27 protein-coding genes and 2 pseudogenes are annotated in these 26,333 nt (G+C 48.1%); 7 read left to right on the plus strand and 22 right to left on the minus strand.

The features are described 5' to 3' along the window. Nucleotides 1-52: 52 nt before the first annotated feature. The 6 genes from LN341_RS08845 to LN341_RS08870 all read right to left on the minus strand — a co-directional run bounded on the left by LN341_RS08845 (nt 53) and on the right by LN341_RS08870 (nt 5,131). Nucleotides 53-829 (minus strand): phosphorylase, encoded by a 777-nt coding sequence (locus tag LN341_RS08845; protein ID WP_234203084.1) that lies wholly within the window; start codon nt 827-829, stop codon nt 53-55. A gap of 394 nt (nt 830-1,223) precedes the next feature. Then, on the minus strand, nt 1,224-2,399 hold the full coding sequence (locus tag LN341_RS08850) for an amino acid permease (protein ID WP_046219833.1): 1,176 nt from the start codon (nt 2,397-2,399) through the stop codon (nt 1,224-1,226). Nucleotides 2,400-3,004: 605 nt separating this feature from the next. Further along, nucleotides 3,005-3,304, minus strand: coding sequence for a metalloregulator ArsR/SmtB family transcription factor (locus tag LN341_RS08855; protein WP_046219832.1), 300 nt, complete (start codon nt 3,302-3,304; stop codon nt 3,005-3,007). A gap of 16 nt (nt 3,305-3,320) precedes the next feature. After that, nucleotides 3,321-3,746, minus strand: coding sequence for a YeeE/YedE family protein (locus LN341_RS08860; protein WP_234203085.1), 426 nt, complete (start codon nt 3,744-3,746; stop codon nt 3,321-3,323). A 4-nt stretch (nt 3,747-3,750) separates the two neighbouring features. Next, nucleotides 3,751-4,173, minus strand: coding sequence for a YeeE/YedE family protein (locus LN341_RS08865; RefSeq protein WP_234203086.1), 423 nt, complete (start codon nt 4,171-4,173; stop codon nt 3,751-3,753). 85 nt (nt 4,174-4,258) lie between these two features. Continuing rightward, nucleotides 4,259-5,131 (minus strand): MBL fold metallo-hydrolase, encoded by an 873-nt coding sequence (locus LN341_RS08870; RefSeq protein WP_046219829.1) that lies wholly within the window; start codon nt 5,129-5,131, stop codon nt 4,259-4,261. Nucleotides 5,132-5,210: 79 nt separating this feature from the next. Between LN341_RS08870 and LN341_RS08875 the strand changes: the two genes are divergently transcribed. From LN341_RS08875 to LN341_RS08895, 5 genes are all read left to right on the plus strand, one after another. Further along, nucleotides 5,211-5,987 (plus strand): sulfite exporter TauE/SafE family protein, encoded by a 777-nt coding sequence (locus LN341_RS08875; RefSeq protein ID WP_234203087.1) that lies wholly within the window; start codon nt 5,211-5,213, stop codon nt 5,985-5,987. Between the two features lie 18 nt (nt 5,988-6,005). Further along, entirely contained in the window at nt 6,006-6,404 is a 399-nt protein-coding gene (locus LN341_RS08880; RefSeq protein WP_234203088.1) for a rhodanese-like domain-containing protein, read from the plus strand. A gap of 425 nt (nt 6,405-6,829) precedes the next feature. Beyond that, nucleotides 6,830-7,525 (plus strand): CDP-alcohol phosphatidyltransferase family protein, encoded by a 696-nt coding sequence (locus LN341_RS08885; RefSeq protein WP_234203089.1) that lies wholly within the window; start codon nt 6,830-6,832, stop codon nt 7,523-7,525. After that, the gene (locus tag LN341_RS08890) at nt 7,518-8,450 is read left to right on the plus strand and encodes a phosphatidate cytidylyltransferase (protein WP_234203090.1); all 933 of its coding nucleotides are present in this window, start codon (nt 7,518-7,520) and stop codon (nt 8,448-8,450) included. The genes LN341_RS08885 and LN341_RS08890 overlap by 8 nt, the downstream gene beginning before the upstream one ends. Nucleotides 8,451-8,457: 7 nt before the next feature. Next, a complete protein-coding gene (locus tag LN341_RS08895) occupies nt 8,458-9,108 on the plus strand; it encodes a lysophospholipid acyltransferase family protein (RefSeq protein ID WP_234203091.1) in 651 nt (216 codons plus the stop codon). A 68-nt stretch (nt 9,109-9,176) separates the two neighbouring features. Here LN341_RS08895 and LN341_RS08900 read toward each other — a convergent pair whose 3' ends face one another. The 14 genes from LN341_RS08900 to LN341_RS08965 all read right to left on the minus strand — a co-directional run bounded on the left by LN341_RS08900 (nt 9,177) and on the right by LN341_RS08965 (nt 23,014). Next, complete coding sequence (locus LN341_RS08900) at nt 9,177-10,604, minus strand: DEAD/DEAH box helicase (protein ID WP_234203092.1); 1,428 nt, start codon at nt 10,602-10,604, stop codon at nt 9,177-9,179. A gap of 332 nt (nt 10,605-10,936) precedes the next feature. Beyond that, on the minus strand, nt 10,937-11,962 hold the full coding sequence (locus LN341_RS08905; protein ID WP_046219822.1) for a TerC family protein: 1,026 nt from the start codon (nt 11,960-11,962) through the stop codon (nt 10,937-10,939). 282 nt (nt 11,963-12,244) lie between these two features. Next, a complete protein-coding gene (locus LN341_RS08910; protein ID WP_234203093.1) occupies nt 12,245-12,613 on the minus strand; it encodes an MmcQ/YjbR family DNA-binding protein in 369 nt (122 codons plus the stop codon). Nucleotides 12,614-12,698: 85 nt separating this feature from the next. Further along, on the minus strand, nt 12,699-13,220 hold the full coding sequence (locus LN341_RS08915) for a GNAT family N-acetyltransferase (protein WP_046219819.1): 522 nt from the start codon (nt 13,218-13,220) through the stop codon (nt 12,699-12,701). 171 nt (nt 13,221-13,391) lie between these two features. Further along, nucleotides 13,392-14,654 carry a DegT/DnrJ/EryC1/StrS aminotransferase family protein gene (locus tag LN341_RS08920; protein WP_234203094.1) on the minus strand — a complete coding sequence of 421 codons (1,263 nt, stop codon included), beginning with the start codon at nt 14,652-14,654 and terminating at the stop codon, nt 13,392-13,394. A 10-nt stretch (nt 14,655-14,664) separates the two neighbouring features. Then, the gene (locus tag LN341_RS08925) at nt 14,665-16,023 is read right to left on the minus strand and encodes an FAD/NAD(P)-binding protein (protein ID WP_234203095.1); all 1,359 of its coding nucleotides are present in this window, start codon (nt 16,021-16,023) and stop codon (nt 14,665-14,667) included. 36 nt (nt 16,024-16,059) lie between these two features. Beyond that, a complete protein-coding gene (locus LN341_RS08930) occupies nt 16,060-17,250 on the minus strand; it encodes a hypothetical protein (RefSeq protein WP_234203096.1) in 1,191 nt (396 codons plus the stop codon). Nucleotides 17,251-17,948: 698 nt separating this feature from the next. After that, nucleotides 17,949-18,350, minus strand: a complete 402-nt coding sequence (locus LN341_RS08935; RefSeq protein WP_234203097.1) for a DUF2007 domain-containing protein — start codon at nt 18,348-18,350, stop codon at nt 17,949-17,951. 84 nt (nt 18,351-18,434) lie between these two features. Beyond that, nucleotides 18,435-18,788, minus strand: coding sequence for a DUF1428 domain-containing protein (locus LN341_RS08940; protein ID WP_046219814.1), 354 nt, complete (start codon nt 18,786-18,788; stop codon nt 18,435-18,437). A 43-nt stretch (nt 18,789-18,831) separates the two neighbouring features. Continuing rightward, a complete protein-coding gene (locus LN341_RS08945) occupies nt 18,832-19,203 on the minus strand; it encodes a YciI family protein (RefSeq protein WP_234203098.1) in 372 nt (123 codons plus the stop codon). A 35-nt stretch (nt 19,204-19,238) separates the two neighbouring features. Further along, nucleotides 19,239-20,090, minus strand: a complete 852-nt coding sequence (locus LN341_RS08950; RefSeq protein WP_234203099.1) for a YciI family protein — start codon at nt 20,088-20,090, stop codon at nt 19,239-19,241. Nucleotides 20,091-20,222: 132 nt separating this feature from the next. Beyond that, nucleotides 20,223-21,500: an RNA polymerase sigma factor gene (locus LN341_RS08955; RefSeq protein WP_234203100.1), complete on the minus strand. Its 1,278-nt coding sequence runs from the start codon at nt 21,498-21,500 to the stop codon at nt 20,223-20,225. A gap of 55 nt (nt 21,501-21,555) precedes the next feature. Further along, nucleotides 21,556-22,248 carry an aspartate/glutamate racemase family protein gene (locus LN341_RS08960; protein WP_234203101.1) on the minus strand — a complete coding sequence of 231 codons (693 nt, stop codon included), beginning with the start codon at nt 22,246-22,248 and terminating at the stop codon, nt 21,556-21,558. 136 nt (nt 22,249-22,384) lie between these two features. Further along, nucleotides 22,385-23,014, minus strand: a complete 630-nt coding sequence (locus LN341_RS08965; RefSeq protein WP_234203102.1) for an acyloxyacyl hydrolase — start codon at nt 23,012-23,014, stop codon at nt 22,385-22,387. 99 nt (nt 23,015-23,113) lie between these two features. Between LN341_RS08965 and LN341_RS08970 the strand changes: the two genes are divergently transcribed. Then, a complete protein-coding gene (locus tag LN341_RS08970) occupies nt 23,114-24,070 on the plus strand; it encodes a transposase (RefSeq protein WP_234203103.1) in 957 nt (318 codons plus the stop codon). A gap of 275 nt (nt 24,071-24,345) precedes the next feature. Here the strand turns inward: LN341_RS08970 and LN341_RS08975 are convergent, their stop codons facing one another. Then, nucleotides 24,346-24,825, minus strand: a complete 480-nt coding sequence (locus tag LN341_RS08975; RefSeq protein WP_234203104.1) for a GrpB family protein — start codon at nt 24,823-24,825, stop codon at nt 24,346-24,348. A 77-nt stretch (nt 24,826-24,902) separates the two neighbouring features. Beyond that, nucleotides 24,903-25,130, minus strand: a pseudogene (locus tag LN341_RS08980) (LD-carboxypeptidase); the annotation flags it as partial. Between the two features lie 49 nt (nt 25,131-25,179). Between LN341_RS08980 and LN341_RS08985 the strand changes: the two are divergent. Then, a pseudogene (locus LN341_RS08985) lies at nt 25,180-26,329 on the plus strand (IS3 family transposase). The last annotated feature ends 4 nt before the right edge of the window (nt 26,330-26,333 follow it).

The following is a 26,333-nucleotide window of genomic DNA, read 5'->3' on the forward strand; positions in this document are numbered from 1 at the left end:
TTTTTTTAATGCCGCAACAACAGATGCTTCTTCCCAAGGCTCTGTCTGTGATTCACTCACTGCATTCGCGCAAAAACCGCATTAAACCGTATTCCTGTAACCACACCAGCTGTTCCGGTTTTTTCACCAGGAAGCGTCCACTGTAGTTAATCCCATTGGCAAAAAGCCCCTGAACATTATTGGCAGTACGAGGCAGTATCAGCAGCCAGCGCTCTGTGAGAAGGATGTTATGCGGCTTGCACGTATCGCCTGCCTCATTAAAAAGCGACAAGGCTTTCATCCCCTGTAGATAAGCGTCATACAGCTCGTCAGTGGTCATCGCTTCAACCAGATATAACCAGTGAGCAAACGGAAGCTTTCCACCCGCGATCACTTTTTCCAGTGGGATTTCACTTCGGACCAACTGCATGTGCCTGTGTGACTGACTCGCTCCGGCTAATGGCCCACTGTTATAAAAGCCGAGCACATCTGAGTGTGTAAATCCCCCCAGCCATGCATGCCAGTCTTCCCAGCTTAAAGGCGATTCCTGAGGGACAAAATCTTTTGAGCAAATCAGTAAGTGCGGTGAGATAACCGGAAACTTATTGAGCAGACATACGTGGTGCTCCCCGGCTTCACAAACATACATCGCTTTCTCATAAGGCAGAAACGGGTTCGAGGGATGCCTGGCCGTGAGATTGAGCAACTTCTTACCCGCATTTTCCGTCACTACATGGCCCAGATAAATCACGCCCTGCTCTTCAATCTGCTCCGCTTCTGTGGTGATTGGCATCAGGCTACCTTCTGCCAGCGCCTTTTCAGCCACCTGATCCGCAAGTTTCCAGTTCATATCCATATCCCATCTTTTTTAACCAAGATACTCTAACTTGGCACCTGTGTCATAGGAGAAAAGTGTGTATAAAAAAGTTTACGTTATGGCGAATTTTGTCTTTTTGAGAAAACAGGCCCAAGCCTAGCACCAGCAAAAGAAAGTCGGTAAGATTCGCTCAACTTTTTGAGGATACGTCACTAGCTGCTTACTCTGTGTCAACAGATCACTACTCCGGCAGATAGGTTATTTCAGCGTTCGGTCAAACCTGAAACTACTCCTGACGATATCGGTCTTGTTCGGTCAAACAAATCGTTAGCATCCTCAAAGCAATGTCGCGAATACGATATTGAGTGCCACAAAAAAGGCGCTTCCCATGGGAAGCGCCTTTTTACATCTGATTGATACTCACTGATTAAATCAGTTCAGCCATTAATAAAAAACAACCGAACAGAAAGCTCAGCGCCAGCGCCATGACGCCGCCACCTGCCTGATACACAGCTTCATTACCCTCTGTCACTGTCGCCTTATCGCCATCTTTTCTGACTTTGACTGTCATTGCCATCGGGACAAAAATAGCCAGGAACACCAGAATGATACCGGCATAGCTCAGCACGGACAGGAATTGATTCGCCGCCAGAATCGCGCCCAGCATCGGTAAAATGAAGGTCAGTACATAGGTCACAGCCCGGTTCTGACGGAAAGCATCGGCATTCTGGTCAAACAGTGCCATGGCCACGCCCAGAAACGAGGTCAATAGTGCAAGACCGGTGAAGATAGACAAAATCAGCTGCATGCTGCCGTGATTCACACTCAGCGCAGCAATCAGTTCAGAAACATTCGCAAAGCCCACCAATTGCTCAGGCGACAGATTACCAACCGCCGCGTACAGCCAGAACAGGTAACAGAATAATGGGATGACAGAACCTGCAATCACCATATTTCTTAACTGCTTTTGCGTGGCTTCCGGGTTATAAGTGACCAGTGACGGGATCACTACCATAAAACCGAAGCTGGTAAACAGCACAGAGCTGGTTTTGATGAGAGCGACTTTGTTATCGCTGCCAACCGATGCCAGGTTGTCTGGATTAATCCCAGGCACCAGAGTCACCAGCGTCATGGCCAGCATGATCACCATTGCCGCAAACAGCAGCCTGTTCAAGCGGTCAATGACACCGGTTCCGGCAGCGACAACGAAACCCGCGACTACGGTAAACGCAATTTGTGCCTGCGTCGCACTTAATTCGATACCAAGGCCATCAGTCAGTTTCTTAAGCAAATCACCGGCCCCGATAATGTAGGCCATCAGCAAACACACCAGCAACGCGTACAGCAAGCCATTTGTCACCAGCTGGCCACCTTTACCCAGTGTTTTACGGGCAATCGAATTCATGCCCAGGCCACCACCAGACTTGATACTGGCTTCAAGCAACAACAGGGCTGCGTAAGTCGTACCCACCCAGATCAGCAGCATTAACAAGGTGCCCCACAGTAAGCCAAACTGGGCCAATACCATAGGAATGGCAAGCATACCTGCGCCCAGTGCTGTCCCAGCAATAATCAGGGAACTGCCTAACAATTTCATATTCACGGAATTTTCCTTCATGTCCTTCACTGCGGCTTATCTCAAAAGTGCACGCAAGCGTTATCTTTATAACTATCTGATTTAATTATATTTAAAAACACTCTGACACGACTCAGTCGAAATCAGTTGTATTCTGTATGGGCTAACAATGGCCAAAACTTCTAAATCGACGAAAGAGACGAAAGAATTGAAGGCGACAGGCAGAAAACGGGCGTGAAAAAGGCAGCAAGGTCATAGCGCCGCGGCAGAGAAAAGCACTCAGAAGGGAAATGATGAGAATAGCCCCCCTACCCGGCAATAATGCCTGGCCTGGAAGCGAGCAGTGTAATGTCATTTATCGTACTCCTAACACGATAGAACTTCGGTCATTTCTGATAAAAACCAGCCAGATTGGCTGATATTTCATCTCTTGCCAGGTCAAGGCAAGGCGTTCGGTCAGGAAGCAAAATAATGAGGTGTCGCACAAACTACAACCTGCATTGTTGAAATATTTGATTTTGATCTTGGAAAAAATGGAATACAGGTCAAATTACCTGCCTTATCAGGAATAACTAGCACATCAACCTGAGTAAAGTTCACCCAGATTGACGAAAAAACACAGAGAAAGGGGATCAATCCGCACAGTAATGCTTATGGAGCATGGCGATGATATCAATGACAGCGTCGTTATCGAGCCGGTAATAAATCGTCTGCGCTTCCCGCCTCGTTTTCACAAATCCGGCCCGGCGCAGCCAGGCCAGATGTTGTGACAAAGACGACTGAGGGATAGGAAATCGTTCATTCAGCTGAGAAACAGACAATTCCTCTTCCTGGAGTACACACAGTATCATCAGCCTATGCTGATTACCCATGGCTTTGAGCAGCTCAACCGCCTGCTCGACATTTGCCTCCATATTGGAATAATCTCGCATTCTACCCTCATAATTTTCAAGACTTTTTAAGCAGACGGTCGATAGTGCCAGAAAACTGCATCCCCGCCAACATCGCGATAACGAAGCCGAAAATTTTCGCATTACCTCCCAGCAGATTACTCACAGCGGGCCCAGGGCAAATCCCCACTAACCCCCAGCCCAGGCCAAATAAAATAGCGCCAATGATCAAAGGTTTATCGATAGTTTTATTGGTCGGAATAAAAAACTGATCCGCAATCAGAGGCTTTGAACGAGGTTTCACTAAAAAATGATAGCCCAGGCCAAAAACGACCAATGCTGAACCCATCACCAAAATTAAACTGGGATCCCACTGTCCTGCTACATCGAGAAAATTTAACACTTTATCCGGATTGACCATTTGAGAAATCGTTAATCCGGCACCAAACAATAAACCGGCAATCAGAGCGATGAACATCTGCATACCATTAAACTCCTGTCAGATGGCGAACAATAAATACCACAACAACAGCGACCAACATGAAGGTTGCTGTTGCGACAATAGAACGGGGAGATAGACGCCCGATGCCGCAAATACCGTGTCCGCTGGTACAGCCCGATCCTAATCGTGTTCCGACACCCACCAGCAATCCACCCGCGATGATCAGTGGCCAGCCAGCGTCAATACGCTCTGGCAAATAGGTTCCAAAAGGTGCCGCCAGTAAGGGCCCAATCATCAGTCCGGCGATAAACATCCAACGCCATCTGGCGTTTGGATCGCTCACATCTAACGCACCGCTGACGATGCCTGAAATACCCGCAATGCGGCCATTGAGCAACAGTAAAATCAGTGCACCAAGGCCCAACACAGTGCCGCCGGCCAGTGCCGTCCAGGGAGTGAATTCTGTCATGTCATAACTCTCACAAATCCAGTGAATCAATTCGGTTTAGCGACAGCCTAAAGGCGCACTAACCGGGTTATCTTGTTCAATCAGCTCAATTTTTCGGCTCAATCGTTAACGGAATTTTGATGTAAGCTGTACCGTTCTTTTCAGTTGCCGGTAACTTACCACCACGTATATTCACCTGCACCGACGGATACAGCAGTTTCGGCACATCCAGATGTTGATCTCTGTCTTGCCTCACCTGAATAAAAGCGTCTTTGTCGACCCCCTGATGAATGTGGATATTGTGACTGCGGCTCTCTGCAACTGTCGTGACATAAGCCAGCTCCCGGCCCTCAGGTTGATAATCATGGCACATCCATAATCGGGTTTCGGCCGGCAGACTGTGTAACCGGGACACACTGTCATACAACACGCCTGCATCACCGCCGGGAAAATCACACCGGGCTGTACCGCCGTCCGGCATGAATAAGGTATCACCGACGAATGCATTCCCTTCAATAAGGTACGTCACACTGTCATTCGTGTGCCCTGGTGTCGACAGCACCTTGCCGGTTAATGCGCCAATCGTAAAAAGCTCACCATCGTGAAACAAATGGTCGAAGACCTGACCATCTGGCAGTAATTCATCGTCATCAATATGAAAGACAGCTTTAAACGTTTTTTGTACCTTGATGATTCCCTCGCCAACGCCAACAGGGCTACCAAGCTGTTCACGCAAATAATGTGCCGCTGATAAGTGATCGGCATGAGCGTGGGTTTCCAAAATCCAATCGACAGTCAGTTGCTGCTCTTTGATAAACGCCAGTTGCTGATCAGCAAATGCGGTCCAGACTTTGCCCGAGTGCGCCGCGAAATCCAGCACACTGTCAATAATGGCAGCATGCCCGCCCTGTTTGTCATAGACAACGTAGCTGATAGTGCTGGTGTCAGTATGATAGAAAGCTTTAATCATCGCATTCATCAGACTCTTCCTTTTCTTTAATATCTATATATCGTATATTACACATATACGAATAATCATAGCAAGCATTGAGGTCTCTATGATCACTCTTTTTTTTGGCGCAATCGCAATCGGGCTCAGCCTGGGCATACTGGGATCCGGCGGTGCAATACTCACGGTACCCATTCTGGCTTACGGTCTGGGACAGACAGAGAAACAAGCGATCGCCAGTGCCTTAATTATCGTCGGAATAATCAGCAGCATCACTGCTTTCCGTGGTATCAGGCAACGTTTAGTCAACTGGCCTTTGGTCTTGCTGTTTGGTTTCCCCGGAATGGCTGGAACATACCTGGGAGCCTGGATCGCCAGCTATCTGAATGGTGCCATCCAGATGGCAGTATTTGCCGTCGTGATGCTGGCAGCAGCGTGGCGAATGTTCCAGCCGGTGAACAATAAGTCAGATGATACTCAGCCTCAGTCCTATTGGCTCATCGGTTTACAGGGAATGCTGGTCGGCGTGCTGACCGGATTTGTCGGCGTCGGTGGTGGTTTTCTGATCGTTCCTGCACTTGTGCTACTCAGTGGCCTGACGATGCAAACGGCGGTGGCGACCAGTCTGGTCATCATCGTCATGAACTCGCTGATCGGTTTTCTGAAATACCAGGATGTGCTCGCACTGACACAAACCCGACTGGACTGGTCTGTGATTGCAATCATGACGACCGTTGGCGTGGCTGGCAGTTTAACCGGGCAACGGCTGTCCGGACGATTCTCCCAACATCACTTAAAACGTGCTTTTGCTGTGGCATTAATTCTGATGGCAGGGTTCATTCTTTACCAGTCACTGCCCTCACTCTTCCCTTCAATGATTCTCTGATGTAAAGAGGAAAAAGCGATGCTTGTTAACGGACGCACCTTAGCCGACCAGGCTAAACAAGGTATTGAAGAAATTCACTGCCATGAATTAGCATTACTGCTCAATCATGACATTATTTTAATTGATGTTCGCGAACGCGCTGAAATCAACACAGGCATGCTGCCGGGTGCCATCCATATTTCTCGGGGCGTCCTTGAAATGCAGCTCGACACGCATCCAGCGGTTGCCCACCACCACAATGCGCTTGAAGTCATGGCGCTGCAACCTGTTTACCTCTATTGCCGCTCCGGTGCCCGCTCGGCCTTAGCCGCTCAATCGCTGCAAAAAATGGGATTTACACAGGTGTTTTCACTGGCCGGTGGCATACAAGCCTGGCAAGACGCAAAACTGCCAGTGGTCAAAGTGAAGGCATCATGAAGTCACGTGAAGGCGCATTATCTGGCAAGACCGGGCTCAGTGACTTCCGGGCCACCCGCACTGCCCGACTGTAAAGCCATTCGCTTCCTCCACTGAGGCTGCGATCCTACTCATGCTGTGGCAGTTCCTCTTCCACAGCATGCTATCAATTATTCTGTCATTTCAGCACCTTCGCGCTCAGCATCTGCTGTCTGTCCCGCGTTCTGTCTCTGAGTTTGAAAGCACTTCAAATAATCTTAATCAATCGCTTGATATTCAACCGATTCCATTTATGTTTATGCCTTCTTGCTGGCAAATCCGAATGGTTAAACTGACGACACTCATTTCTTGTCTGCGACTGCTCATCCGTCATATTTACGCGACGTTTAACATTCTGAAAGTTTCACCCGGCCAGCATCACTTTCTTTTTCCGATAAGTTTTAAACATGAAGAATCAGCACGAATCAGAATCCAACCGGCGTCCTCTGGCTGTCAGGGAGACGGCTTTAACCAAGCACATTGCCGTCTGGTTAAGCCAGAAAAACATCACACCGAACCAGATCTCCCTGATGAGCATCATCTTTGCCATCCTCGGTCTGCTTGCACTGCTGTGGTACAAAAGCGCTGCGTTCAGTGCGCTTTTGCTTGTTGCTGCAGCCTGTATCCAGTTGCGACTGCTGTGCAACCTGTTCGACGGTATGGTCGCAGTTGAAGGCGGTAAGAAAACCCCGGCAGGAGAATTATTCAATGACGTACCCGACCGTATTGCAGATCCGCTGTTTATCATCGCCGCAGGTTTTGCAACCCAGTCTGATATCGGTATGACGCTGGCATGGCTATGCGCCCTGGTCGCCGTGCTGACCGCTTACGTTCGCGTATTAGGGGTCAGCATGGGCTGTCCGGCCGATTTTCGCGGACCTATGGCCAAACAGCACAGAATGGCGCTGCTGACCGTGAGCTTAATTGTCTTGTTCATCAGCCAGGTGTTCGCCTTGCTGCCCGAGGTATTGGCCTACACGATGGACACCGCGCTGGCAATTATGCTGGTGGGATCTGTAATAACCACCTGGCGCCGTCTGATGAGTATTTATCGTTTTAAAGCGGCGGAACAGGCTGATAAGGAAAGCGCAGACCATGACTAGTGTTCCTTCCCATTCACTGTATCTGATGCTCGCCATCATTGCCGTCCTGATCACAGGGACGCTGGTTTATTTGTGGAAATCGCGCGTCCATCCAGACAGAGATTATCTTGAACTGAAGCTGCGTATCCGTTCCTGGTGGTGGATGATTGGGATCGTTTTCGTTGTCCTCTACCTGCCCTTGACCTATACGCTGTTTTTTGTCGGCTTTCTGAGCTTTATGGCACTGAAAGAATTCCTGTCTATCGTACCGACCCGAATGACAGACCGCCGGGTGATCTTCTGGGCCTATCTGTCGATTCCCTTTCAGTATTACTGGCTGTCGATTGGCTGGTACGGCATGTTCATCATTTTCATTCCGGTCTATGTGTTCCTGTACCTGCCGATGGTGATGGTACTGATTGGCGATACCAAAGGTTTCATCCGCTCCGCCGGGATTATTCACTGGGCCATGATGCTGACCGTGTTCTGTATCAGCCATATGGCCTATCTGCTGGTCTTACCAAGCCTGAATCCAGACGCCGGTTCATTGGGAATGTTGCTGTTTCTTCTGGTGTTTACCCAGTTTAACGATGTCTGTCAGTACGTCTGGGGCAAGTCTTTCGGCAAACACAAAATAGTGCCGAAAGTCAGCCCGAATAAAACCTGGGAAGGTTTTATCGGCGGCAGCGCCACCGTGATTCTGGTGTCGTATTTCGTCGCGCCCTATCTGACGCCACTCACCGCGCTGCAGGGTCTGGTCGCCGGGATGATCATTGCCTTCAGTGGCTTTATCGGGGATTTAGTCATTTCTTCGGTGAAACGTGATTTGCAGATCAAAGACACCAGTCAGTTTATTCCGGGCCACGGCGGCATCCTGGATCGCATCGACAGCCTGATGTTCACCGCGCCGCTGTTCTTCCATTACATTTACTATCTCTACTATTGAGGATCCCATGGCTCACGTGCTCAAGGTGTTATTTATCCTCTTCATTGTTAAGCCGCTGGTATTTATTGGCCTTGGTCTGAACATCATCCAGCGGCAAAACCTGCCTGTAAATGGCCCGGTTGTGGTAGCCGCGAATCATAACAGCCATTTAGATACACTGGTGTTACTGGCGCTGTTTCCCATCTCCATCGTCCATAAAGTTCGTCCGGTCGCCGCGGCAGATTACTTTTTGGCCAATCAAGTCGTTGCCTGGTTGTCGCTGAACGTCATTGGCATTATTCCGCTGAGACGATCCCCTTCTCCCAGCCAGCGGGAAGCAGTCTTACAGGAGTGTCATCAGGCATTGGAGCAGGGAGATATACTGATCATCTTCCCGGAAGGCAGCCGGGGCGAGCCGGAAACCATGAGCGGCATTAAGAAAGGCATTTACCATTTAGTGAAAGATCATGAGGGCTGCCCGGTTATTCCGGTTGTCATGCGTGGTCTTGGCCGTTCTTTACCCAGAGGCACAGCTATGTTTGTTCCATTTAACTGCGATGTGGTGATTGGTGAGCCGGTTAGCCATTTTGACGATGCCAATGATTTCGTCGATACCATGCAGACCCGGTATCATGAGTTGGCCAAACATTGCATTACGCAAACCAGTAGCGAAAATTAAGAGCGGTTCAAAAGCAACAAGCCTGTCTCAGACAGGCTTGTTATCAGATCTAAGTTGTCAGCAAAGCATCACGCCGATTGCGGACGCGCTCTGTGACGCTGAGCAGGTCGCTTGTTGCCACCAGTCGCGTTACCAGCCGGTCTTGCATTACCCGCTGAGTGACCCGCTTCAGAACGTCCGGCACCATTTTTGTTTGCAGCATTAGCCTGGCCATTCGTTCTGCGCCTTGGTTTTTGCGCCGTATTACCACCGGCATTGTTTCGCTCACCTTGAGCCTGGCCTGAGCGCGGTTTATTGGACTTCGGCTTCTTCGGCTTTTTCGGTTTGATGGGACGCGAGTCCAGCTTTGAGTCCGGTAACGTATTGCTCGGCTTGAAACCGTCCAGTTCCATGCGCGGCAGCAATTGCTGAATTAAACGCTCAATGCCAAACAACTCGTCTGCTTCCTGAGCACACACCAGTGAGATCGCTTTACCTGTCTCGCCTGCACGGCCTGTACGTCCGATCCGGTGCACATAATCTTCCGCCACATTAGGCAGCTCAAAGTTCACCACCTGTGGTAGCTGAGGGATGTCAATGCCACGTGCGGCGATATCTGTCGCCACTAACACGCGAATTTTGCCCGATTTAAAATCAGCCAGCGCTTTGGTTCGCGCGCCCTGACTCTTGTTACCGTGGATGGCCGCAGAAGCCAGTTTCTCTTCAGACAAAAATGCTGCCAGGCGGTTTGCGCCGTGCTTCGTCCGAGTAAACACCAACACTTGCTGCCAGTCGCCATCCTTGATCAGTTTGACCAGCATAGGCGCTTTTTTCTTCACATCGGCCGGATAGATACACTGCTCAACCGTTCTTGCCGTTGAGTTCGCGGGATTGACAGAAATTTCGACAGGGTTGTTTACCAGGCCTTTCGCCAGGGTGCGAATTTCATCAGAAAACGTTGCTGAAAACAGCAAGTTCTGACGTTTCGCAGGAAGCAATTTGAGAATTTTTTGAATATCGCGGATGAAACCCATATCGAGCATGCGGTCAGCTTCATCCAAAACCAGAACTTCCAGCTGATCAAATTTCACCGCATTTTGGTTATACAAATCCATCAGACGTCCTGGTGTTGCCACCAGAATATCTGCGCCTTTGCGCAAACGCAGCATCTGAGGATTAATCTTGACCCCACCAAATACCACAGCACTGCTCAACGGCAGATGACGGCTGTAGACGGACACACTTTCCTGTACCTGTGCTGCCAGCTCGCGTGTCGGCGTTAAGATAAGCGCACGCACTTGGTTGCTGCGAACCTGTGGCCCCTGATAAAGACGCTCAAGAATCGGTAATGTAAAGCCAGCGGTTTTACCTGTTCCCGTCTGAGCTGCAGCCATGACGTCTTTTCCATCCAGCACAGCCGGAATAGCCTGCGCTTGAATTGGTGAGGGAGTGTCGTATCCTTTTTCTTGAATAGCTTTCAGGATTGGCGCAGAAAGACCTGTTGAGGCAAAACCCATATATGATTCTCAATTGTTAATGATGTGAATGTTCGCCTAACTCTCTGACGGCGAAAAGTCCGACATTCTGAGGCTTTCACTCCCGGGTAGCAACCTATAATTGTGATTTTTCCTTTTACCTTGCACGGCTAAGACGTCAATGTTCCCCCAACAACGGGACAGACACTTGAACAAAGTGGCTCACCCATCCATCAAATCAGTGCAGAACCAAAGGTGCTTCTTTGACTTCCCTCGGCACAATATCACAAGGAAAAATCACTAAAACACCTAAAAAAATCAAATCTTTAAAAAAAGAGTGACACAAAAACGAGCCATGTAGCGAGCGTAGCAAATTATTCAGAACGGTTCGGTGGCGACTTAGTCTTATCCGGTCGTGCAGGGCTGCCGGGCACCCACCATGAACCGGCTTTGTCAGCTTCTGCTGAACGCTCCGCCTCGGTCAGATGACGTGTACGAACAATAGATATCAGCATTGAGCCACCAATCAGCACTGCAGTGATCAATAACGCTAATTCCGTCGGAATGATCTTCGTGCCGAAATACGCGTTCACCAGCATCTTCACCCCAACGAACACGAGCACCAAAGAGAGCCCGTACTTTAAATAGTGGAAGCGATGTATGACCCCCACTAACGCAAAATACAGCGCCCGCAGGCCGAGGATAGCAAACACGTTCGACGTGTAAATAATGAACGGGTCGGTGGTAATCGCGAAAATAGCGGGGATGGAATCCAGTGCGAAAACTACGTCGGTTAACTCCACCAGCACCAGCGTAATAAACAAAGGGGTGATGTATAGCAGACCATTTTGACGGACAACAAATTGCTGGCCGACGAAACTGTCCGTCACCCGGAAGTGTCGCCGCATAAACAACGCCACACGGTTTTTATCCAGATCCGGCGTCTGACTGACAGTGACCAGCATTTTAATACCGGTAAACACCAGAAATGCACCAAACACGTAGATTACCCAGTGGAAGGATGCAATGGCCGCAGCCCCCGCCCAAATGAGACTACCACGTAAAACCAAAGCGAACAGCACGCCCCAAAAAAGCACCCGGTACTGAAATTGAGGCGGTACCGAAAAATGCATAAAAATCAGCACAAAGACAAAGATATTGTCGACGCTTAAGCTCTTTTCAATGAAATAACCGGTCAGGAACGCGTACCCGGCTTCCCGGCTCATCAAGACAAAGATCCCAGCCGCAAAAATCAGCGCCAAGATGACATAGCCAAGGCTCAGTAGCAGTGCTTCTCGTACCGCAATCACCCGCTCGCCCCGGTGCAGCACACCCAAATCCAAAGCCAACAACAAAATGACAAACAGGTTAAAACCGATCCACAGCCAAATCATGTCCATATCATACCCGCCGACCTTTCAGTTCAAATTGCCCAAACGTGCCATCACAAAAGTGTAGCGGGTGTTCTATAACCAGAAGAACCGTCAACCATAAAAGCGGCTGAACCTTCATGTGGTCAAGCACCACTGGCTCGTTTGGCATTTCACAGCCATGCCCCCTTATTCGTTTCATCGGCTGTAATATCAACCGTTCTTGCATTTTCCCTCAGGGTTGAATCGAACTTTTCTAAAGATTCAGGCTATCGCCGTTCTTATCGGGCAAAGGCTTCAAGTGCACTGATTTTATTCATCCTGATTCAGGCCGAGTTCTTTTCGTTTTTTCTTACTCAGCCCTAAAGACACAATACGGTGTGACTCTTTGAGATAATATTTGAGTGCTTCATCTTTTGTCTGCTCAGTATCTGTTTGCTGAATCCACTTCATCCCCCGCGAGGCCAGATAGGGCGCAGGCCTGAATCCGGGTTCATCTTTTAAAATATTAAAATTGAGCTCAGAGGCTTTGAATGTAAATGCTGGCTCGCCCGGTTTCGCCCAGCCACCAATGGCAAAAACTTTCCCCCCCACTTTCCAGACATGAGCGCCTCCCCACTGAACCACGTATGTTGTTGCAGGCAAAGAACGGCAAAATGCATTGTATTCCTCATATGTCACAGTCAGACTCCTTCTTATGATTCACAAATGGCGCACCGTCGCATGTTTATCACCTGCCACTCAGGAGGCTCAAAACAGCAGACCTTTAAAACAGATAACCCAGCCAATCAACATATCCAGGCTCCCAGCGTTTACCGCTGATGGGCTTCACCAATAGATCATCAAGATCTTCAAAGGCGACACCGAAATTTCTATGTTCATGCAACCTCAGCCAGGCACTTGGCGCATGGATCTGACGAAAGCCACGATCAGTGTAAAACTTCGCCAGATCAGAAATTAAAATAATAAAGTCAACATCCCGGCGCTGCGAGTATTCGCAGAGCTCAGACAACATAGCAGACCCGATACCCTGCCCCTGGTGCGTTTTGGCAACGCAAAAATCGATCACACCAAGCACCTTAAATATGGATTCCCCAACACGCATCACACGGTAGTCCAACCCCAAGTAACCCACTAACCTGCCATCTCGGTATTCCAGCGCCCGCATATGCGGTAACTGTTTGTAATAAGAACGGGCGACTTGATGATCGGGAAATGCATCATTGCGAAGCGCTGTGATCGCGGCATGCTCATCGCTTGTGACGTCTAACTCAGGTTTGATGTTCACTGTTGATTCCTCAGAGAGTGGCGGTCATGGTCATTATGTGACAAACAAAAAGATTTTTTGTTGGTTTATCTGAAGGTTAGGACAGTATTCGCAAAAAAAAAAACGCCTCCGCGAATGCGGAGGCGGTGCTCAATGGAACAACCATCTCATCAAAAATTATTCTGCGCAGGACTACTTTTTATAGTGCTTGTAGACTTTATTGAACGCAGTGGCGAATTTTTCCATGTGCTGTTCTGAATAAACTGGATGGGTATGGAACACGATGGAACTGTCTCCCAATTGTCTGGCCGCCTGACAGTCCGTTAGGGTGTAATCCATCTGTCTGTGGGCAGGATCGTTAAATGGGTAGTTATTCGTGCCAAACCCATTCTGTTTCTGGAAGGCATCTTCATTGTAAACTTCTGGCCAGGGCACCGGATAACCGGGCACTCCTTCGGCATCAATGGCTTTGGTAAACGTCTTGATGTCGCAACTGAGCTGGCTCATATCCAGCACAAACGGCGCCCACCAGAAGGCGTTGCCACGGACTTCATCATCAACCGGCGCATGCTTCACCAAAGGGTGTTCCTTCAATAACACACTCAGGTAGCGCCCGTTGCGAATTCGCTGTTCTAATGCAGTTGCCTTAAAGCGAGAGAGTTCCCTGATGCCAATGGCAGACTGAATTTCAGTCATCCGGTAGTTAAAACCAACCTGAGTATGGATGTATGGCAGTTTCTGTGAGATTTCAAACAAACCCAGCCTTTTTGCTACGTCGTAACCATGATCGCGGAACGAGCGGCATTTCCAGACCAGATCTTCTGAATTAACGTACACAGCACCGCCTTCACCGCCTGTCGTGATATGCTTGCTCTGGCAAAAACTGAAGCAACCGGCATCGCCAATCGTCCCAAGGTAAGCTCCCTTGTATTTGGCCCCCAATGCCTGAGCGCAATCTTCAATCACCTTCAAGTCATACTTTCTGGCGATGGCCATAATCGCATCCATATCGGTTGGCACTCCGAATGTATGCACAACCACAATGGCTTTGGTTTTCTCGCTGATCTTGCTCTCTACCGACTGAGGGTCAAGCGTATGCGTATAATCCACATCGGCAAATACAGGCAGTGCTCCCGCCTGCAGAATCGAAAATGCGGTCGCAATAAAGGTATAGGACTGGCAGATCACTTCATCACCTGAACCAATACCCAAAGCCGAAAATGCCGTATGCAACGCTGACGTGCCATTGGTGGTGGTCACGGCATAGCCATTGCCCAAGTACGCCGCAAAGTCCTTTTCAAAGGCCATGCCACGCTTGCCGGTCCAATAGTTAATTTCACCGGTTTTTAAAATGGCTTCAATATCTGCCATCACGGATAGATCCAGACTTGGCCAAGCGGGTAATGGTTCTGAAATAACAGGGCTGCCGCCCAGAATTGCGAGTTTATTCATCATTGTTTCCTACTTAAATATGTGACGCAAGCCAACGGGACAGTGAACATATGGTCAGAGCTGGATTCGCAATGCCCAAACGAGGAAAAGCGCCCGGCCCAATGGCATACACCCCCGGCATAGCCGTTAACTCCAAGTCATTCGTTAAAGCAATATCACCGGTCCCGCCTATGGGGTGCGTACAGCTTTCGTGTTCGTACGATCCGTAAGGGAAGATAAATCGCGTATACACGTTGGATTGATCCGTTTCGCTCAGCGCTGCCAGTGCCTGCTCTATCTCGGTACTTTCTGTTGAGCCGAAAAACGCACCCGCTTGCTCTGTCGGCGTGTCAAATAATGGCACTAATTCAGTGCTTAACTGCTCACTGGCAAATTCAACAATGCGTCTGGCAACACGGTTGTAGTTTTCAATCCCGGCCTCTGAATGATGAGACTGAATCTCCAGCCTGGTCTGCCCCTGGCTGTAGTGACAATGGAGCTGACTAAATTCAGACTGATACGGATTTTGCTCCACCACAGCCATCAGTAGCAAAAGGCGATCTCCGCTCTCGAGATTCGGTCGCTCCACCACAAAGAAGTTGGCATTCAGATCATGATGCTCGCTGAAACCATGCCACAACATTTCATGGCGGTATTCAGCAATACGTTCGCCCTGATCAACTTTCACAGCGACGCCAATACAGTAATGATCGGTCACCTGTGCTGTGGTGGATTTTGCCAGCGATGTGGAAATAATCTTGTTATTCACCAAAGCTGATGCCGACAAAATACATTTATCAAACGGTAACGGGTTCACTGTGCGTCCGTTCTGATCAATCAGAAAAAAGCCCTCAGGTTTCTTTTCCACTTTGGCGATCGTCGCGCTTTCAATTCGGATCACCCCATCCCGGATAAAAGGTTCAAGCTGATATAAAGGGCTGTATGACGAAAATGTCGCATTCTCGCCGATAACCGCAGCCTGAGGCGCATGAGTCAAAGGCATACCAATCTGTTGCTGCCTGGTCATTTCCGGATATTTACCGGTAAATTCCTTCTGCAACTGACGATACACCCCCCCCGGGCCATTTAAGCGCTGTTGCCAAACCTCGGGCCAGCTTGCCAGTGCCTGGGGTTCCAGCGGCAGCATCACCCCGTGATAACACAGCGAGCGTCCTCCCAAACGTTCACTGATGCCACCGATAGCCCAATGTTCATCTGCCGTCCAGTGCACTTTCTTTTCATCGCCATCCAAAACACGAGTATCAAAATGCACATGCTCTTTCCGCAAATCCGGTCCGGACTCATAAACCACAATCTTGTTGCCCTGAATAGCAGAATAAAGCGCAAATTCAAGGCCAGACAGTCCCCCTCCGACTACACAAAACGTCGACATTTTCTCTCCTTTATTAAATGCCCTTTCGGGCGATAATTACCGTCTGTCAGCCAGGTATAAAATGGTCAAACCTAACAAACCAACAGCCGATGAAATAAATATGGTCATGCTGATATCAAAGAAATAATTACCTAAGAAGTAAACAACAGATGAAACTGAAGATGATACAAAGAATGAAATCGACAATAACGAGCTGCCAACGCCCGGTCTTCCTTCAGCCAGCGATTGCAAAAACCCGATAGGAATACTAATCAGGCATGCCGCACCCAAGGCAATCATAGGAATTAACAAATAGACATGTATAATATTCTGCGTCACAGACAACAACATGGTCGACAATGAAAATATGACTGCACCCATAATTATCACACTGGATGTTTTCTTTCTTTGCGCTGACTTAGACCAATAAAAAATGAAGAAAACCTCAAACACAGCAATGCCCGCTTCAAAGACACCAATATCTGAATACTCCCCCTTCACCTGATTGACAATAATAAAAGGCACAGTCGCATCTAAGGTAAACAGCATGTTGGTGACAAGGGACACACTTATCAGCTTGATGATATTCGAAGCATGAAACACTTTAGAGATAGGTTCAGAAGACAACATTGATTTATGGCTTTCATTGACAAACTTTTCTTTAAAGTACAAGGTAAAAATCAGGCAGCACATAATGCCAGAGAATAACCAGATAAAGATGAGCTGCTCTTTCTGAAGCGCTAGCATCCCAATCATACCGAGGGTTAACACATATCCCATTGAGTAAGTCGAGCGCAGTGCCGCATTCTCATTGTGCGCATTATCAGTACCATCCACATTGCGCTTCGCCGCGGCATAACCAAAAATTAATGAATTCAGCACGCAAAATACAGGCAGCAACAAACAATTAGCTAAAAAGTACGTATACTCATTCGGCCAGATATAAAGTAAAATATTTCCAAACACACCACAAACGCTGCAAATAACAATATACTTTACAAAACTACCTTCTTTATCAGATCGCATGCCAAAATAAATACTAAAGAAGGTAATAATTACACCTGACAGTAAAATTACTAAACTATAGTAAATTTCCTGCAAACCGATAACATCCACACCAAATATATTCTTATACGGATTCACAGCAGCATTTGCGCTGGCAAACAACAGAATGGCAAACACCTGTTTATTCATAAACAGAGAAACGGGCGAATCAGCACGGCTAAATGATTTTAAAATATTGAACATATAAAGCCTTTGTGTCGCATGTACTTATCAGAACATGGTCAATTAAGGTGTGAGACTGAAATCCTGACAATTAAGCGATAAGTCAGTTGGCGGGAGATTAAACACAAGAATATGTTTTTTATATCAACAAAAGAACTTGTCTCGAGTCACTTTGTAATATTTAAAGAAACGAATCGCAGTCGACAGTTAAAACCGTGATCAAGAATAGATATCATCAATTCAAGAATCGAAATATATCTCTTTGCTTTGGCATTAAAGGCATCAAACTTTCCGATATGTTTTAAATACATAATGTAATCATCCGATTACCCGTCACATATGCCTATTTCACACCAAAACACACAGTGTTACTTCATCAACCGATTAACGATAGAACTATCATTAGTTTTATTGGCAACAAAGGATATCGGGACAGACATAAGATGAAACGAAAAATATCAGCGGGATTAGCAGGACAGGCACAAAAGATACCAGGACAGACACTTTTTAAAAATCAATCAGGACAGACGGAGGTAGGGACAAGGGATAGAGCGGTTCAGAGAAGAATATCGGGACAGACACTTTTAAAAATCAATCAGGACAGACACTTTTAAAAATCAATCAGGACAGACGGAAGATGGACCACAGATGATACGGTTCAGAACGATGGCGCTTACTGCCCGGGATTACCGGGACAGGCACTGTAAGCAAATTCTGCCTCAAAGCGTGTCAGTAAATTCGCCACAAGCTTCGCATTGATAGCCATGGCGGTAAAAAAACAAGGGAAAACCAAGGAAGAGGAAAACGACGAACGCGGGTCGCTTTCCTTTTGTGTACGGCAGTAAATCATGGCTTCCACAACACGGACAGGCATACGCTTCCCCGGACAAGATATGACTGTCCTCGACAGCTTGTGAAAAGTCACTGCTTAAAATATCACGAGCTTGCTCGGCATGTTGTTCAGCGACCATCAGGCGCACGCCACCCATTGCATTGGAATACAGCCACTGCACATTCACTGTATGCTCGTCAACCAGGCGGGTATGAATACCGGCAGCCTCAAGGCTGGCTTTGGCAATATATGCTTCATGGGCAAATGAAAACCGAGCAATAACAATCATGCGTTTTTCCTTTTGGTTAAACAGACTGAGCGGTGCATAACTGCACCGCTTTTCTACAGCCGCCACCTACACAAAAGACAGTTTCTAGCAATCGACGATCGTTTCAAACCCACCATAAATAAGACGCTTGCCATCAAACGGCATGGGATTCAGATTCTGATCACAAATCGGATCTTTCATGAACTGAGCCATGCCATCGTCTCGTGCCGCTTTTGACGGCCAGATGATCCATGAAAACACTACAGTTTCACTGTCTTTACATTGAACCGCCATCGGAAAAGACGTGACTTCGCCATCGGGTATATCATCGCCCCAGGTTTCGACCACACGCTCGGCGCCGTACTTTTTAAAGACCAGTGCAGCTTCTGCGGCATGTTGTCGGTATTCCTCTCGCTTGTCTGTTGGCACAGCGCAAACAAAGCCATCTACATAACTCATGATCTTTCTCCTTTACCTGTCGTGCTTTCACCACGACTGAGTCTTAATAACTCTCATTATTTTCGCTCAGTACCTCACGAACCGGGCGAATTTCTACACTGCCGTAGCGTGCTGGCGGGATCTTACTGGCCATCTGAATCGCTTCATTCAGATCCCTGACATCCAGCAGGTAGAAACCGGCCAACTGTTCTTTGGTTTCAGCAAACGGGCCGTCCGTAATGTCGACCTTGCCATTTCGAACGCGTAACGTGGTTGCCGCCTGGATGGATAACAACGCTTCACCGCCAATCATATAGTCACGCGACCGCAGGGATTCACCGCAATCGATACACTCACGGTTGAGCGCATCCCACTCGTCTTGCGTGAGCGACTTCATGACTGATTCGTCATAGTAGACCAAAGCTGCATACTTCATTGTCCTGATACTCCCTGTCTGATTTCATAAGCCGGTTACTGCTGGCTGTCATCGCCAGGTAACATCACCATCCAGCCCATGCCAAACTTATCTGTCACCTGACCATATAACGGTGACCAAAACGTTTTATCCAGCGGCATACGAACCGAACCACCGTCTGCCAGCGCATCAAATACTCGACGTGCTTCCACTTCAGAGTCAATCGTTAAAGCCAGATTAAACCCGGTAAACGGCCCTTCGTCGCCGCAGCCGTCAGAAGCGAAAAGCTTCATGTTTCCGACTGTAAATTCGCAATGCATCACCTTATTTTCAAAACCGGGAGGTAACATGCCCTCAGGAACTGGATCCGGACTTTCATTAAACCGAAATAGCATACTCACACGAGCGCCGAGATGTTTCTGGTAATATTCCAATGCTTCATCGCAGCGACCCGAAAAAAACAGATAACAGTTCGATTGCGCTTGCTGCATTGAAATGGTTTGCCGCAATTGCGTTTCTTGTTCGCGCGCTGATCCATCGCGGTCGATCTCAGCAAAGTCTTCCATTTCATAAAAAGGACGAATTTCAATGTCGGACGCTTCTTCCATCGGGTTCGGGCATTTTTTTACCCACTCAACGGCTTCATCCATTGAGCTGACATTCCAGACCCAATAACCAGCCACTAACTCGTTGGTTTCGGCAAATGGCCCTTTGGTCACGGTACGCTCACTACCTTTAAAACGTACACGAATACCTTCACTACTGGGTTTTAAACCGTCGCCCGACGCCATGATGCCGGCTTTCACCAGGGTTTCATTGAACTCGCCCATCGCCAGTAGCAGTTCCTGGCTTGGCATTTTTCCCGCTTCCGAACTTTCACTGGCTTTCACAATTACCATGACTTTCATTGTGCTTCTCCTGTCTGTGTATTCAGATTGAATGAAGAGCGACTTATTTTTGCTCTCTACACAATAGTCGAGCGAGCCTTGAGAGAATCGACAACGCGTGAAAAATTTTTTGATCTTTTGACAAGTAACTATTTAAGGTGTTGTCAGCAGTGCCAGCTTTCGTCTGAGAATTCGCTGTTCCGGGGCTTGCTGAGTCAGGCTCAGTGCGTGCTCAAATGCTGAAACCGCTTCCTGAACCCGACCGGCCCGGCTGAGCAATTCGCCATAGGTCGCATAGGTGAGGTGATAGGTTTGGAGGACTTTCTGTTCAAGCAGGCTTTCAACGATCTCGATCCCTGCTTGCGGGCCATCACACATCGCCACAGCGACAGCCCGGTTGAGTTCAATGACTGGCGAAGGTGCCACTTGAAGCAGCAGAGAATAGAGCGACACGATCTGCGTCCAATCGGTGCTGGCCATATCCGCCGCCTGAGCATGGACCGCCGAAATCGCGGCCTGTAATGTGTAATAGCCAATATTTCTGGTTTCCAACGCACTCTGTACTAAGGCAATCCCCTCTTGTATCAGAGCGGCATCCCACAACCTGCGATCCTGATCTTCCAGCAAGACAATGTCGCCTTGCTGATCCGTTCGGGCATCCCGGCGGGATTCATTGAGCAGCATCAGCGCCAGCAAGCCAGACACTTCAGCATCGGGCAGCAAGGATCGCACTAAACGCGCCAGACGAATGGCTTCAGCCGTCAGCTCGGAACGTGTGACATGCTCACCCGCCGATGCGGAGTAGCCCTCGTTATAGACCAGATAGATAACAGACAGTACAGATTCAATTCTGTCCGGCAACTCAGTTTCTGAGGGAATCTGGAAAGGAATGTTTGCTTCGCGGATTTTTGCCTTACCCCTTACTATACGCTGTGCCATGGTCGATGGCGATGTCAGAAAGGCGCTGGCAATTTCTTCCGTGGTCAAACCGCACACTTCCCTCAGCGTCAGCGCAACCTGCACTTTGGCGTCGATGGCCGGATGGCAACAGGTGAAGATTAATCTCAACTGATCATCTTCGATCACCTGCTCATCGAACTCAGGGATACTTTCAGTGCGATTGCTGATAAACGATGTATCATTGGGGTCATCGCGCAACTTAGAAACAATCTCAACTTGCCGCTTTTGCCGGCGCAGATGATCAATCGCTTTAAAGCGCCCGACAGACACCAGCCAGGCGCTGGGATTGGCTGGGATGCCCTCTTTTGGCCACTGAGTTAGCGCCGTGCTGAACGCATCGTGCAGTGCCTCTTCCGCGAGGTTAAAATCACCCAGTAAACGAATTAAGCTCGCATACACTTTGCGGGCTTCATTGCGATACAGATGATCAATTTTGCTTTGTACCGCGTCGCTGGTTACAGATGATTTCATCCAGCCCCTCCACAATGGTTGGCTTTGCCAATCTCAGGTTAGTGTTTACAACACTTCAAGGGATTGCCCATTCTACGGCTTTGGCGGCATGAATGGCCGTCGTATCGTACAGCGGGATACCAGCATGCTCCTGAGAGATTAACATGCCGATTTCAGTACAGCCCAAAATCACGGCATCCACGCCAGCCAGTTCTAATTCATGGACGATACGTATATATTCATCGCGAGAGGCTGCATTGATGTTACCCAGACAAAGTTCATGATAAATGATGTCGTGTACGCGCTTGCGATCCTGTTCACCGGGAACCACAACCTCAAGACCATACTTTTGCGACAAACGATCTTTATAGAAAGATTGTTCCATTGTAAAAGCGGTGCCTAATAAACCCACCTTTCTGATCCCGTCTTTTACGAGCTCTTCACCCGTGGCATCAGCAATATGCAGCAGCGGAATACTGAGATTCTCTTCTATCTCCGGAGCAACTTTATGCATGGTATTTGTGCAGATCAACACGAAATCGGCACCTGCAGATTCCAGACTTTTTGCTGCATCAACCAGTATTTCAGCCGCACCGGCCCAATTGCCACTACGCTGTAATTGTTCAATCGGCGCAAAATCAACACTATGAAGAAGAATTTTAGCCGAGTGGAGGCCCCCAAGCGTATTTTTTACACCCTGGTTAATTTTCCGATAGTACCCGATTGTACTTTCCCAGCTCATGCCGCCGATCAGCCCGATTGTCTTCATCTGCTCTCTCACCACTCCCTGAATATCGTCCTGAAAAAATACAGGGACAGACACAGTAGATACAAGTCAATATGAGGACAGACACAAGAAAAAAATCACTTCATTTAATGTGTCTGTCCTTGTCACCCGCAAACAATCAAAACCGATAGCTCAGCTCAATCATGTGAAAATCAGCGCCTGTCGTATCAGAGCCATTCACGCCGGCGTCGGAATAATGGAGAAACCGGTAGCCTAACCCCAGATTTTTATACAGTGGAATACCGACACCAAAGGTCAGGGCAAATTGGAAAGGACCGCCAAAATCCTGTATCCCAAAGCGATACTGGCTAAATAGCGCCCCACCGGCTCCTAAATCTAACGTAAACCGGCCGTCTTCACTGCCCAGCATCAATTCGGGGATAGCAGAAACAACCAAAGCATTTCCTCCGGTCCCCTGCAACATTCCGGCGCTCACCATCAAGCGCGTACCCGCTTCCCAACCTGACTGAGAATAATCCTGCCACGGCAAGCTAAAGTTTGCCGCTAAGTCATACACCTCAAAGGCCTCCGGTGCATCATCGCCCAGTAAAGTCTGCTCTGAAACGCGCGCGCGAACACTGAGACTCTGCAATTTCAGCTCTTCCGAGTAGCTCAGAGTCGGCGAGAAAATACTGTAAAGAACGAGTAGCATTCGTCCGAATGATGACAAAAGGCGAAGCCAACTCGCCGCAGAAGAAGAAACGCCAGGACAGACACGTGAAGAAAAAAACAACTTCATCAGTTTCATGAGGTTCCGACCCGGATCGCGGCTTCGGGATTTGCCCCTTTGATCAGTGAGCACAACAAAATACTGTGTATTTATCCAGTTCAATAGTTGTGACTCCCAATGACGACAGCACGCAGCCAACTTATCAGTATAGAAGCGACACCCTACTACCATTGCGTTTCCCGCTGTGTTCGCCGCTCTTTTCTGTGCGGCTACGATGTTCTCACCCAGACCAGCTATGAACACCGGCGGGGATGGGTTGAGAAACGGTTGAAGCGGATTGCCAGTGTCTTCTGTGTGGATGTTTGCGCCTATGCCATTATGAGCAATCACTACCATGTCGTTCTTCATATCAACAAACCAAAAGCTCATCGCCTGTCGAACCATGACGTGATAGAGCGCTGGCTCACCTTACATCGCGCCCCTGTGCTGATTCAGCGTTTTTTAAAGCACGAGGCCTTATCCAAGGCCGAACATACTGCTTGCTTAACCATCATCAAAACCTGGCGCGAGCGGCTTTGTTCCATCAGCTGGTTTATGCGCCTGCTCAATCAATACATCGCCAGTAAAGCCAATCAAGAAGACGAGTGTACCGGCCACTTTTGGGAAGGCCGCTTCAAAAGCCAGGCATTATTGGATGATAAGGCTTTAGCTGCCGCCATGGCGTACGTCGATTTAAACCAGATCCGGGCCGGTATCGCAAAGACACCGGAAGCCTCCGACTACACATCCGTGAAAGCACGCATTGAATCGCTTCAAAAGAACGAAGCAACTGCGCCCTGTCTTTTCCCTTTCGCCGGTAACCCGCGAAATAATATGCCAGAAGGACTGCCATTTCGCCTGTCAGATTATCTTGAATTGGTGGACTGGACCGGACGACAAATCAGGGAAGGGAAACATCACCATATCCACTCGACTCAGTGCCCAATTCTTGAACGACTCGGTTTTAGCACAGCCTGCTGGTTGAATATTTGCACCAGTATTGAAAAAGGACTCCTGATTGGTACCCCTTCATCTATTCAAGCCGTTTTACCGAAATTGAACCGGCAACGATGTATTGGTTTGCAGATCCCATAACCCATTCACAGCACATAAATCCTCAACAGCGATGCATTCGTATGCCGCCACTCGCCTGAAAGTCATGCAAAATAGATTCAATCTGACTTTGCATTCCAACACGCCATAAATCAGTCTTGATAGAAAGCAAATGGAAGTGAATTTTTGAATCTAACACGGGATTTTTGGCTCTGTCTTATATGCGACTGTCCTTGTAACTTCCTTTTTAACTTTCATGACTGTCCTTTTATCTCCAGCTCAACTGACTTTAATATGACTGTCCTTATTATCCCTGATTAAATTATTAATGCCTGCGTTAAAACGTGCTCAATAAACGTCGACTTCTTTTCACGGTACTCGTCGTGTGACAAACCCTCGCACGATTTCTTTAATTCATTATATTGAATCACTAAATCTGGAGATGCGCGTAATCGGTCACGAAAACCCAAAAAGCATTCAAACTCTGAACCTATCGCTACCACCTGAAAAGCAACATCCTCACTTGTTGACTCAAGCATAAATAGTTCTCTTGTTCTCAAAGTCTTTTGCTTTTCTTGAAACCCCAAAGTGAGCAAAATGCGCACAGAAGCTTCCAGTTCGTGCGCCTCAACGCCGATCAAAATATCAAGATCCCCTTTTGATATAACACCAGGGACTGATGAAGATCCGACATGTTCCACGCTTGCTGTTGGTAACAGCCTTCTTACTTGGAACAGGTAATAATCAAACCGTTCATGACAGTGTTGCTGATACTTATCTGGACTCAGGAATTTCATATGCCCTCTATAGTCATCAATTGTCTTGCCTCACGCATAATGTGTCTGTCCTGGTCATGCTGCACCTGATTCGTTGGTTACTTGCCAGATAACCACGGGCTTTGCAGCTGAAAAACCTGATTATCAAAGTCAATGGAGGCTTGGACACCTATAGGCGTCACCAACATGGGATGGGTATGGCAGCTGTCAAAGCCATAAAATATGGGGATATTCTGACCATGAAGCACTTCAAGCAAGACATCCAATGGTGAACGATTAGTGCCTCTATCATCAAAAAGCTCATGTTTACCCTGAATAGCCACCGACTTGATAGACACCTTTTAGTTAGACAAAATGACTAGCAGAGAGGTGCTTATGAGCAGCAAGCGATACCCAGAAGAATTCAAAGTTGAAGCCGTCAAACAGGTTACTGAAAAAGGTCATAGTGTAGCCGATGTGGCAAATCGTTTAGGGACTACCACGCATAGCCTTTATGCGTGGATTAAACGCTACGGCCCAGATTCCTCCCAGTATCAAGCCAAGTCCGATGAAAGTGCCGAAATTCGTCGACTCAAAAAGGAGCTGCAAAGAGTCACCGAAGAAAGGGACATATTAAAAAAAGCCGCGGTGTACTTCGCAAGCCAGTCCGACTGAGGTACGCCTTTATCAAAGCCAATCAAGCTGTTTGGCCTGTTCGACGTATGTGTAAAGTCCTTAGCATCCACCCAAGTGGTTATTATGCTTGGCTTAAGCAACCCGATAGCAGACAGGAGAAACGGCGTAAATACCTCCTCGGACTCATCAAGCAGTTCTGGCTGGAATCTGGTGGCGTTTATGGCTATCGAAAAATATACAGTGATTTACGTGATGAAGGTGAATGTTGCGGTATCAACCAAGTTCACCGCTTGATGAAACGAGAAGGCTTACAGTCGCAAAGAGGATATCGAAAACCCAGGGCCAAAGTGGGCACAGAGAATGTCGTTGTTGCGAATAAGTTGGCCAGGGAGTTCAACCCGACTGCTCCAAATCAGTCTTGGGTGACCGATATCACGTATATAAAAACTCACGAAGGTTGGCTATACCTCGCAGTCGTCGTTGATCTGTTCTCTCGGAGAGTGATTGGTTGGTCGATGAAAAGCAGAATAACGAAAGAGCTGGTGTTGGACGCGCTCCTGATGGCGATATGGCGACGCTCACCGTCAGATAAGGTACTCGTGCATTCCGATCAAGGAAGCCAGTATACAAGTCATGACTGGGATAAATTCTTAAAGCAGCATGGTCTGGAATCAAGCATGAGCCGTCGGGGCAACTGCCATGACAATGCAGTAGCTGAAAGTTTTTCCAGTTACTGAAAAGAGAAAGAGTGAAGCGAAAGATCTATTCCACTCGGGAAGAGGCGCGGATGGATATCTTCGAATATGTCGAGATGTTCTACAACGTCAAACGCAGACACGGTTCCAATAATCAGTTGTCACCAGTAGAGTATGAAAAGCGGTATGAAGAAAGGTTAATTAGTGTCTACTGAGTCG

Source organism: Photobacterium sp. TLY01 (assembly GCF_021432065.1).
In the GTDB taxonomy this organism is placed as follows: Bacteria; Pseudomonadota; Gammaproteobacteria; order Enterobacterales; family Vibrionaceae; genus Photobacterium; species Photobacterium halotolerans_A.

Bases quoted from the DNA above. Each gene is read 5' to 3' on its own strand.
- LN341_RS08870 (WP_046219829.1), bottom strand. From the start codon at position 5,131: ATGAATGCGATGATTAAAGCTTTCTATCATACTGACACCAGCACTATC.
- LN341_RS08920 (WP_234203094.1), bottom strand. From the start codon at position 14,654: ATGATGAATAAACTCGCAATTCTGGGCGGCAGCCCTGTTATTTCAGAA.
- LN341_RS08930 (WP_234203096.1), bottom strand. From the start codon at position 17,250: ATGTTCAATATTTTAAAATCATTTAGCCGTGCTGATTCGCCCGTTTCT.
- LN341_RS08905 (WP_046219822.1), bottom strand. From the start codon at position 11,962: ATGGACATGATTTGGCTGTGGATCGGTTTTAACCTGTTTGTCATTTTG.
- LN341_RS08845 (WP_234203084.1), bottom strand. From the start codon at position 829: ATGAACTGGAAACTTGCGGATCAGGTGGCTGAAAAGGCGCTGGCAGAA.
- LN341_RS08880 (WP_234203088.1), top strand. From the start codon at position 6,006: ATGCTTGTTAACGGACGCACCTTAGCCGACCAGGCTAAACAAGGTATT.
- LN341_RS08940 (WP_046219814.1), bottom strand. From the start codon at position 18,788: ATGAGTTATGTAGATGGCTTTGTTTGCGCTGTGCCAACAGACAAGCGA.
- LN341_RS08965 (WP_234203102.1), bottom strand. From the start codon at position 23,014: ATGAAACTGATGAAGTTGTTTTTTTCTTCACGTGTCTGTCCTGGCGTT.
- LN341_RS08900 (WP_234203092.1), bottom strand. From the start codon at position 10,604: ATGGGTTTTGCCTCAACAGGTCTTTCTGCGCCAATCCTGAAAGCTATT.
- LN341_RS08855 (WP_046219832.1), bottom strand. From the start codon at position 3,304: ATGCGAGATTATTCCAATATGGAGGCAAATGTCGAGCAGGCGGTTGAG.
- LN341_RS08875 (WP_234203087.1), top strand. From the start codon at position 5,211: ATGATCACTCTTTTTTTTGGCGCAATCGCAATCGGGCTCAGCCTGGGC.
- LN341_RS08925 (WP_234203095.1), bottom strand. From the start codon at position 16,023: ATGTCGACGTTTTGTGTAGTCGGAGGGGGACTGTCTGGCCTTGAATTT.
- LN341_RS08860 (WP_234203085.1), bottom strand. From the start codon at position 3,746: ATGCAGATGTTCATCGCTCTGATTGCCGGTTTATTGTTTGGTGCCGGA.
- LN341_RS08960 (WP_234203101.1), bottom strand. From the start codon at position 22,248: ATGAAGACAATCGGGCTGATCGGCGGCATGAGCTGGGAAAGTACAATC.
- LN341_RS08935 (WP_234203097.1), bottom strand. From the start codon at position 18,350: ATGATTGTTATTGCTCGGTTTTCATTTGCCCATGAAGCATATATTGCC.
- LN341_RS08945 (WP_234203098.1), bottom strand. From the start codon at position 19,203: ATGAAGTATGCAGCTTTGGTCTACTATGACGAATCAGTCATGAAGTCG.
- LN341_RS08970 (WP_234203103.1), top strand. From the start codon at position 23,114: ATGACGACAGCACGCAGCCAACTTATCAGTATAGAAGCGACACCCTAC.
- LN341_RS08895 (WP_234203091.1), top strand. From the start codon at position 8,458: ATGGCTCACGTGCTCAAGGTGTTATTTATCCTCTTCATTGTTAAGCCG.
- LN341_RS08975 (WP_234203104.1), bottom strand. From the start codon at position 24,825: ATGAAATTCCTGAGTCCAGATAAGTATCAGCAACACTGTCATGAACGG.
- LN341_RS08890 (WP_234203090.1), top strand. From the start codon at position 7,518: ATGACTAGTGTTCCTTCCCATTCACTGTATCTGATGCTCGCCATCATT.
- LN341_RS08885 (WP_234203089.1), top strand. From the start codon at position 6,830: ATGAAGAATCAGCACGAATCAGAATCCAACCGGCGTCCTCTGGCTGTC.
- LN341_RS08950 (WP_234203099.1), bottom strand. From the start codon at position 20,090: ATGAAAGTCATGGTAATTGTGAAAGCCAGTGAAAGTTCGGAAGCGGGA.
- LN341_RS08865 (WP_234203086.1), bottom strand. From the start codon at position 4,173: ATGACAGAATTCACTCCCTGGACGGCACTGGCCGGCGGCACTGTGTTG.
- LN341_RS08955 (WP_234203100.1), bottom strand. From the start codon at position 21,500: ATGAAATCATCTGTAACCAGCGACGCGGTACAAAGCAAAATTGATCAT.